This is a genomic window from Endozoicomonas sp. ALE010 (assembly GCF_049310165.1).
In the GTDB taxonomy this organism is placed as follows: Bacteria; Pseudomonadota; Gammaproteobacteria; order Pseudomonadales; family Endozoicomonadaceae; genus Endozoicomonas.
Genome location: NZ_JBLYNV010000118.1, coordinates 1 through 6,593 on the forward strand (window position 1 = coordinate 1; position 6,593 = coordinate 6,593).

Annotated in this window: 2 protein-coding genes; both read right to left on the reverse strand. The window is 53.3% G+C overall.

Annotated elements, in window-relative coordinates; translation table 11 throughout:
* Positions 1–769: hypothetical protein (locus tag ACO6UY_RS23645; protein WP_422491507.1), on the reverse strand; the 769-nt coding region annotated here is incomplete at its 3' end.
* Between the two features lie 356 nt (positions 770–1,125).
* Positions 1,126–6,593: AAA family ATPase (locus tag ACO6UY_RS23650; protein ID WP_422491508.1), on the reverse strand; the 5,468-nt coding region annotated here is incomplete at its 5' end.

A 6,593-nucleotide genomic window follows, 5' to 3' on the forward strand; every position in this document is an offset into this window, starting at 1 on the left:
TGTTGATGGCCAGGTTGCCAAACAGGCTGGCAAAGACATCCTGACCCGCACAGTGAATCAGCAAACTCCCCGGCTCTGGCGGCTCCGTGCGATGGCTTACCGACCGGGATGGCACAACGGCCCGGGGGTTAGAGGCTCGGACGGTTTCAAAATCGGTTCTCCTCAAGGCAAATACCCGACGCCAGAAATCTGGTCCGGGAGCGTCAGGCTTGTATATTAAATCGTCCTTAACCAGAACAATCCGGCTGACTGCCTTGCTGATGGGGGGGCCATCCAGCCGGGGTGGATTCTCCAACAGCTCATTCAATGAGGCCAGCTGTCTGGGCCTGAGATTGTCACAATCGAAAACCAGGGTGATGGGCACTGACTGATAGATAAGCCCGGGACGCTCGATTTTTTGTCCGGGAGCGGGATAATAGTGCAGCCTTCTTAACGGGTGATGATCCAGGTCGTTCGGATGCCGGATAATAAAAAAAAAACCGATGCCTGTCGCTTCCCGAAAGAGACGGATCAACTCCTCCTTCCTTTCATTCCCACGAAAGGAACCGCAAAAATGAAATTCATCACCAATCGGTGATACCGACTGCTTCAGTTGGCTGATGCAATCTGTGATGGTCGTGACGTTACGGATTGGGCTGGAATGCGCACTATCTGATGATGCCTGTTGGACTAAATATGACTGCTCATTTTTGACGGACAAAACCCCGGTTTCTGGTGTTTTTTTAGGGATTTTACTGGACTGTGAAGGATCGCCTGTAGAACTTGCCAACCTTTTTTGAGCGGTTACAACAGAATGATCACTTGGCTGAATAGGAAGCATGAAAATAGTACTTTTCTGATAGTAATTGTGGTCGGTCAGTCAAGTTAGATGATGTAAACCGGCAAAAGTTCCTCCCTGCAATACCGCGGCTGATCATAGGAGTACCCTGATACGCTAGTACATAGTTTCAATGAGTTTGACGTGTACGATCTCCGTTCACCCTGAGCGGAGTCGAAGGGTGCTTGGCACGATCTATCAGAGTCCGGAGTTTCCGCCTTTAGGCCCTATGGGTCCTTCGACAGGCTCAGGGCGAACGGAGTGCGGAGGGACGACAACCCGTCAAACTCATTGAAACCATGTACTAGCTAATTCCCGCTTAAAATAGTTGCATCATGTTCATTGAGCAGGCGTTTTATGGTTCCCAGCGACTCCCGGCAATCCAGGGCAATACCCGGAGAAAAAATCCCACTGCCGATCAGGTTGAAGTTTTGCCCTGCCGGACTTTCAAAGATGATTCCCCGGTTTTCACGGAAGTTGCCAACGATCAAGACCCGGAATCTTTTCAGGTCGTTACATATCACCGGGGTATATATTTCAGCAGAGCGTTTATCGCCGATCAGGCGAATTAACTGCCGGTTAATTTCTGCATCATCGATGTGATCCTCTAAAATTTTGTTGGTCTGGGGCTCAGGGAGTTCCTCAAGAAAGGCGGCACCGGTCAGTTTATTGGTGCTTTGCCGGAGAGTGTCCCACGCCCTTTCGATCAAAAACTGGGCGGCCACTATCAGGGTATTGGTTTCCTGGTAATAGGTTGATTTTTCCGGGAAACAGGGCTGACCACGGATCAGTCGGGCAATATCCGGTTTGCCCCGGGAGGCATGACTCCAATAAACCTCGGTAGCCGCCACCTGTGGCAATTGTTCCCAGGGGGGCAGCAGCGAAAAATTGCGAACCCCCAGACTGTTGCAGACATTTTTCAGATAAATTTTATTGATGGACTCAACCCGAAACAGGCGCTGGCTTATTCGTTGAGCCATGCCATTATGATCAAAATTGAACCGGATAATGGTCTGCAGGCTTTGAACAGGCAGGACGGGAAAATCATTCGGGCTTTGCAAATACAGTTGCCAGGCAAACTCCGACCACTGACAGAAAAGATGCTTTTTGGGAGACTGATAGTCGATTGACCAGATGAGCATACAGTGGCTCCAGTCGATAATGGCTTTTTTTTCCGGTGGAGCCAGGGTGGAAAAATGGTCAATGGCATGTCGGGCCGCCTGTAAATATTGTGTCGGCACCCAATGGTAGGCAATCAGAAATGCTTCGATATTACCTTCGCAATCTGGCGATATTGGGTAAGATCGGTCTGATAATAACCCCCTGTTTATGGGGATAGGGCGGAAATTTTTCCGGAAGGTTTCCAGAAAGGAGTCCTGGATAGGTTTTATCGCCTCTTGGGGTAACTCAGATCTAACACACTTCCATTGCTGGAGCAGAGAAGCGGCCAGTGACAATATCCCGTTCCAGCCATCAGCGGCTCCGTCCTGTCCGCAAGATGAATTGACTGGCTGCACTGGGGCTGACTGGTAAAGATTGTGCCATGTCGGCTCTGATGAGTAACTGATACTGGAGCTGCCAGCGCCCCATAAATCACAAAGTCGCCACCCATTGCGGGATCTGACCTCAACGAAAGCATGTGATTTCGATTTTACTATTCGGGCTTCAATACCCCAGTAAAGACAGAGTAATTGAAACAGAAACGCACGGTGGCGGCAGGTTCCCTGTTGTTCCTGCAACAATTGCTTGACCAGACTGATGCCGGTTTCGTCAAAAGTACGATCGTAAGAAAAAGCTCTGAACCAATCGACCAGCGCCAGCAGCCGTCCAGCCAGATTGCTTATCAGCCCAATTTCCCGCAACTTCCGGTATCCCGGAAAGTGAACAGGATCCCCGCTGAAAACCTCCTGATCCAGATGTACTTTGATCAGGGGAGGGCATCGCCAGGGCTGAGTGTTGATGGGATCATCAGCCGTTAACGGCTGAAAGTAAGTCCGGTCGGGTTTAATAATAAAATCTACCGTCTCCGGTTCCGTGAGTTCGGAACGCAGATAGTATTGGCCTGTGTGCCTATCCTGTGCCAGCCTGGTCTGTTGCGGAATGGATCTCAGACCGGTCAAACGGTCGTTGGGAGTCAGCGATGGCAATCGTTGCCAATTGCGGCCCGGTTCCAGTGTCATGCGCCCGGGGGTTTCATCGGTTTTCAGATCGGTACGCCCGGTTAACAGGGGCAAAAGATTACTCTGATCCACGAGGTGTCTTGGCAACAGGCCGATAACTAAATTCTGATCAGTGGTCACATCGGCTGTGAGCAGTTTTAGTCGATACAGCTTGGCATGCCATTTAACGGGAAAAAACCGGGTAACCTGAAATTTTCTGGACGCACCCGGGGGCCTGCCCAGACTGAAAGCCTTCGGTGATTTTTTGGCCGAACCTCTGGAAGATCCCTTTTCTGATGACTGTACAAGAATATAGGGCCACTTAAATTCCCATGAACTTTTTTCCAGATAGGGTTCCCACTCCCAGCTCAGAACATCAGGCCACCAAACCATGGGGATTCTGCCCAATCGATCGGCCGCCAGCAGCAGCTGCGGCAACGTCAGTTCAAGGGGAATGCGTCGCTGTCGGAAATGATTATTGAGGGCACTGGCGCAATCGGTCAGCCACCGACTCAGATCCTCAGATACCCCCATGGCTTGCAGCCTGAGCCGGTAGTCATCCCGGGTATCATGGTGGATATGAACGCCGGTAAATCGACTGGTCAATGACGGCGGGAATGCCGTCCGTCCGGGATAGGTGGGCGGATTAACGGTACCAATCAATTTGAACCCATCCTTGTGAGGCAGCGGCAGGCGGTCATTGAGAAACTCTTCCAATAGCCCGGAAGGAATGATATTGAGCTCACTGACCACTAATACCTCCCCCAGACGCCAGGCGCGGTTAAAGGCCTGCACAAACTGGTTAAACTGGTCCGGTGTCCCATTGAGATGCTGAAAGCCTTTACCGGTTTGCTGTTGCCAGGTGGTCAGGGTCAGCAGTAACAGGGCATCCTTACCCCACCCGGCAGTCCCTTCCACCACCATGGCAACTCTTCCCGGTTCCCTGAGTTGCAGAAATTGCCAGCAGGTTTTTATGTACTCTCTGGTGGCCGGAGTATCGATGACCAGTGGTGTCGATTGCTTTTTGTTCGCCTGTGCCAACTGTCCGAAAAACTGTGTGAAGGCCCGCTGGTGCTGCTCCAGCAATGAACGGTCCACCTTACCGGAACTGTGCCAGTAATCCCTGAGTGCCTGCCATTCGGGGCGTTGGTCCCGATCGATCCGCCCACCCAGACTTTGCCCGCACGCTTCGTCAGCCAGAGCCAACACCTGGGCCTGGCTGGTGGGACAGGGTGCATCCGCCGTGATCAGCCGGAACCGGGCCATGATGTCTTTCAGGTCCCTTGGCGTCAGCTCATAGTCTGTGGATACCTGTTTTCTGTACTTTGCCAGCAGGGAGAGGATGGTGTCGGAAGTGGTGGACCTCAGCTCCATGGGCCAGGTATCCGGCAGAAGTGGCTCAATGATGGCTTGTTGCAGAATGGACTCCGGCAGCGGCCGGTAATACAGGCGCAGAATCCGGCGTTGCAATTCAGGGTCAAGATTCCGCCCCGGATAATTTTCCGGATTACCGGTCAACAAAACCCGGTGGTTATCTGTGAGCTCGAACGTCTGGCCATTGACGCAGAGCCGGGGAGACGATTGCAGCAAACCGGTCAGTGGTGACAATAGTCCGTGCTGCACCAGGTTGGCTTCATTAATAACCAGCAGGCCCGGGCGTCTTCTCCTGGCCCAATCCGTTATCTGCCCGGGTACCGAATGAGAGACCGTATTGCCCTGCCGGTCTCGTTTCAGGGAGACCGAACCGTACAGGTCTTCCCAGGTGGTGTTCGGTCCCAGGGTCAGGGTTTTCACTGTGTGCGGGTCAGGCTGTGGGCCAGCGGCAAGCCGGTTCATTGATGCCTGCCGCCGTTCCTGTAACGCTTGCCCGGTGGCGACGGCCAGGCAGGATTTACCGGTACCCGCCGGGCCATTGAGCTCAATGATCCTGTGCTGCCTGAGCATGGTCGTGAGCTGTTCAAGCCGCTTGCCCTGTTGCTGCTGATGATGACAGCTGGCCTGCAGCCAATCTGAGGCCAGTGTCTGCAAGGAGGTTGTCAGCAGCGGTTCCGAAAAGGCGTGCTGAAGCGGCTGTTGCAGCTGTTCCAGTGGCTCAGACGGATGGCATTGGGTAATGGCGGTCAGTTGCTGGTTCAAGTCCCGGGCTTGCCGATGCACCGGGATACTCTGGCTGCCACAGACCCGCAGGGCATCGTACAGCAGACGCAGGCGATGGCCGGAACAGGGATGGATATTGTCGTCCAGTACCGGCAAAAGATCAGCCTCAATGCCCTGTTGAGGGAATATTGAGTGGATAATGGCGGCCATCTTTGCGGTGCAGCGGGGAGAAGGTTCGCCGAAAATATCAGGCAAATACTCGCCCAGTGCCGGTGCCATATAACGGGCCAATGGCCAGAAATGATCTACCAGATCCTTTGGGTGCTTCAGGGCTGGCAGGGTGTCCAGGATGGCAGCAATGCCATCACGATCAACCTCTGCCATGGAATCCTGAAATATCCCACTGATCTGAGCTTTGACAAAACTATAAATGGTTTCATTACCCCGCACCGGATGGGCCAGTAACTTATTCAGGGCCTTACGCCAGTGAAAGGGCTCCAGAGTCCCGGCGCGATCCAGCCGCTGTTCAATGGGGAGCTGAGCCTCCAGCAGGGTCAGAAACTCAGCCGGTGCCTGAACCGGAATGACCGGATAACTTTTATCCGGGCTCTGGGGCAATGTCCGGATGCGGGACAAAAGACTGCCTAATGGCCGGATTGCATCGGGATGGCGGGACGAAAAGGGTTGGATCAAACCGGGGGCGGCCATAATGGATTCTGCCAAAATGGACTCAGCTTTACCGAGCTCAACTATGTCAGGCTCAAAGCCGTCAGGCTCAAAGCCGTCAGGCTCAACACTGCCTGCTGACCGATCACTCCGGGCATCCTGCTGCTGTTGCCAGCACTGGAACCATGGACTCTGGTAAGGCATTCGGTCAGCGGGCCAGACTATATGCAGCTGGCAGTTGGGCAGGGCTTTTTTCTGGCCGTAAATCCAGAGATAGGGCTCAGGTACCAATAGTGACTCCAGATGCCCTGCCAGGGTCGGGGTATGTTCCAGCCCGGACAGCACCACCGCTTTACCCTTAAGGAGTTGTGTCAATAACGGGGTTGCTCTCAGCTGGAAACTCAACTTGCCTGACAGTTTCAGCTTGCTGGTAAACCAGAGCTCCTCCCATTGCTGCCCGGTGGCCAGTCGATAACAGTCGGATTGTGCAACAACATTGGCAGCGATATTGGCAACACTGCCGGTATACAGCCTGACAACACTGTCACCCGAGGGTTCTGGCAAAGTGCCTGTCGCCAATCCGGGGGCGACGGGCAGAGATTCCGTCCGATGTTTCAGGATCAGCCATTGTTCATCGGTCAGTTCACCGCTGACCAGCAGCTGGTCAAATTCGCTGGCCATCTTATGAAAGGTATCGGTCTTTTGCAGGGTGTTTTCCTGTGCGGACAGATCACTGAAGACCGCGTTGAAATTATGGGTATTGATAACCCCGCAGGTTTTACCGGGTAACACCGGTGTGTTGTTGACGGCTTGTTTGAATGCCGTGATATTCTCGGTCGGGGTGTGATATTGCT